The following is a 3,025-nucleotide window of genomic DNA, read 5'->3' on the forward strand; positions in this document are numbered from 1 at the left end:
GCCCGCCCGCAGGCCGGCCGACAGCTAGCTAGCTAGTTGGCCCACGGCGCGGGGCCGCCGCCGGAGCAGTGCATGAGCGCGAGGTAGACCGTCACGAGCGTGAGCCACCGGGTCATCGGGTTGCGCGGGACCAGCGCGAGGATGGCCCAGGAGACCGCGGCGTACCAGGGCAGGCCCCAGGGGGCGACGATGACCCAGGCGAAGCCGAGCGCGAACGGCACGGTGACCAGGGCGTTCTGCTCGGGTGAGAACTGCCGGTAGATGAGCACCGCGACGACGATCATCAGTATCGGCCAGGTCACCGAGATGAGGTCGGTGGTCACGGCCTGGCCGGTGGAGCTCGCGCCGAACAGGTCGAACACGCTTTCGACCGCGAGCTGGAACAGGCGCCAGGGCGACGGGGTGGCGACCAGGCTCGAGGCCGCCGTCAGCTGTTTGAAGGCGTGGAGTCCGTAGAACGCGTAGAACAGCGCGACGGTGCCCAGCCCGCCCAGGGCCAGGCGGCCCAGGTTCCACCATTCGCGCCGCATGAGCAGGACCCAGCCGATGGCGACTCCGGCCCACGCCGCGTTGATCTTGAAGCAGCAGCCTGCCCCGATGGCCACGCCGACCCACAGGAAGCGCCAGCCGCCCTTGCCGCTGCGGGCGATCTGGACGCCGACGACGGTGGCCGCGGCCACGTAGGTGTCGAGGTGGCCGCCGGCGACGAGCTGCTGGATCAGCACCGGGTTGGCCACCCACATCAGGGCGGCCCGGACCGGGTCGTCCGCGGTGCGCATCAGGAAGTAGCCGACGCCGAGGAAGACCAGCCCGTTCATGATCATCAGCGCGGAGACCGCGGCGGCCGGGTTGGCGCTGCCGCCGAAGTGCGAGGCCAGCTGCTGGACCCAGGTGGCCAGCGGGCCGTAGACCGAGGAGGTGGACTGCCACATCGGGCCGACCACGAGCCGGTAGAGGTCGCCGGGGCCGAGCAGGTACGGGCCCTTGTTGGGCGAGAGCTGGCTCGGGCCGTTGGCGTAAGGGTCGATGCCGACGTTGGCCATCCGGCCGTAGGCGGCGTAGCTGGTGGTGTCCGAGGAGCCGACCGGGGTGATGTTCACCATGATCGCGACGATCACGCAGGCGGCCAGGAACAGGTGGCGCGGGTTGGGGCGCCAGCCGCGGCTGTTGGCCCACAGCAGGCCGGCCAGGCCAAGGCACTGCAGGATGATCGCCAGGAAGGTCATCGCGATCGAGGCCCAGTCCGGCAGCCGGCCGAGGTGGTCCGACAGGGGCAGCACCACGGCGACGTACGCGTCGTTGGCCGGCACCCGCGGCAGGGTGTTGTAGTTCGGCGAGAAGATGCCGACCAGCATCACCAGCACGATGCCGGCGAGCGAGACGGCGACGGCGACCCTCGGGGTGGCCAGGGTGGAGTCGGCGAGCCGGTAGACGAACTCGACGACCCGGCTCAGCCAGCGGCCCGGCATCGGGGCACGCTGCGGTAGCGCGTCGGCCGGTGCCTTGGCACGCTTGCCCTCGAGCGCGGCGGGTGCGGCCCCGCTGCTTATCGTCGGTTCGCTCACTGCGCTCGCAACGCCCTCGTCCCGTGGATCGGTCTGGGTCCCCGTCGGTGTCTCGATCGGGTCCGTGGGTGATGGTAGTGCCATTTCAGCGGCCGTGTGTCGCTTGGGCCAGGCTGTCCGGACGCGTCTGCCCCGTCTCGTCGTCCGCCGGATCCGCGGGATCGGCCGGTCCGGAGTTCCACAGCGCGCGCAGGCTCAGCACGCAGGCGACCACCAGGACGACGTTGCGCACGGCGACGAGCATGGTGCCCCAGAACTGGCCGCCCATGACCTCGCCGAACAGCAGCGGGAACTCGATCTGGGTGACCAGGACGCAGCCGAACACGAGCATCGCGGGGCGGGCGAGCACGGTGGCGCGCCGGGTGGGGGCGTTCTCGGTGAAGACGAGGGCGGTCAGGCCGAGCAGCCAGATCAGGTACTGCGGGCTGAGCACGCGGCTGGTGACCACCAGGACGAGCACCACGGTGAAGGCGACGTCGTACATCAGGGCCGGGGTCCAGGCGCGCTGCTTGAACCGCAGCAGCCGCCACCACAGCACCAGGCCGAGGCCGAGGACGGTGAGCAGTTCGGCGAAGGAGGCGAGCGCGTTCACGCCGGGGCCGGAGATCTGGAAGGCGCCGTACTCGTGCACGACCTTGACCGGGTAGCCGAACCAGGAGGCGATCATGAACGGGCTGGCCAGGACGGACTCGACCTCGATGCCGCGGCTGGACTGGCCGCCGAGGAAGGAGAAGGCGCCGCTCATCATGAGCGAGAGCGCGGCGGTGACGGCGAACGCGGTGCCCGCGGCCCAGGCGACGGCGCGGCGGCCCGGGCCCTTGGGCGGCAGCCCCAGGATGAGCCCGGCGGGCCAGGCCTTGACCATGGCGCCGAGGCCGATCAGGGCGCCGCGCACGGACCAGCGGGCCCGGACCGAGCGGGCCGGGGCGACCAGGCCGCCGACGGCGAGCGCGGTGACGATCACGTCGTAGCGCATCAGCAGCAGCGGGCCTATCGCGAAGCCGCCGAGGATCCACGCCCAGACCCCGCCGAGGTGGGCGGCGTGCTCAGTGCCGTCAACGCATCGTTGAGCGGCGTTGCGGTCGGCGTGCGCGACCAGCAGGGCCAGCACGGCGAAGTCGGCGACCAGCGCGAACAGGAAGAACGCGAGGATGTAGCTCAGCCCGAGGTGGGTGGCCCACTGCGGGATGAGGAAGACCAGCGCGGCCGCGGGCGGATACTGCCACTGGGTGTCGTGCACCGGGAAGGTGCCGGTCTGCATGAGTTCGGCCCAGCCGCGGTAGATCGCGACGTCGCCGATCTCGGAGCCGTGGGAGAACCAGGGCAGCACCGTCGTCGCCCAGAGCAGCAGCAGCACCCGGGTCCCGCTCCACCACAGGAGGGGACGCCGGTAGGCCGGCCGGACGACGGCGCGCATGCTAGGCCTCCGGTCCGTCGCCGGCGGGGGTGGTGTCCGGGGC

At 71.6% G+C, this 3,025-nt stretch carries 2 protein-coding genes; both read right to left on the minus strand.

Annotated features, from left to right (window positions below; genetic code table 11):
- Window positions 1–32: 32 nt before the first annotated feature.
- Complete coding sequence (locus tag KDL01_RS40085) at window positions 33–1,565, minus strand: MptA/MptB family glycosyltransferase (protein WP_212533958.1); 1,533 nt, start codon at window positions 1,563–1,565, stop codon at window positions 33–35.
- An 85-nt stretch (window positions 1,566–1,650) separates the two neighbouring features.
- Window positions 1,651–2,982, minus strand: a complete 1,332-nt coding sequence (locus KDL01_RS40090) for a glycosyltransferase family 87 protein (protein ID WP_212533959.1) — start codon at window positions 2,980–2,982, stop codon at window positions 1,651–1,653.
- Between the last annotated feature and the right edge of the window lie 43 nt (window positions 2,983–3,025).

It is taken from the genome of Actinospica durhamensis (assembly GCF_018139695.1).
GTDB lineage: Bacteria > Actinomycetota > Actinomycetes > Streptomycetales > Catenulisporaceae > Actinospica > Actinospica durhamensis.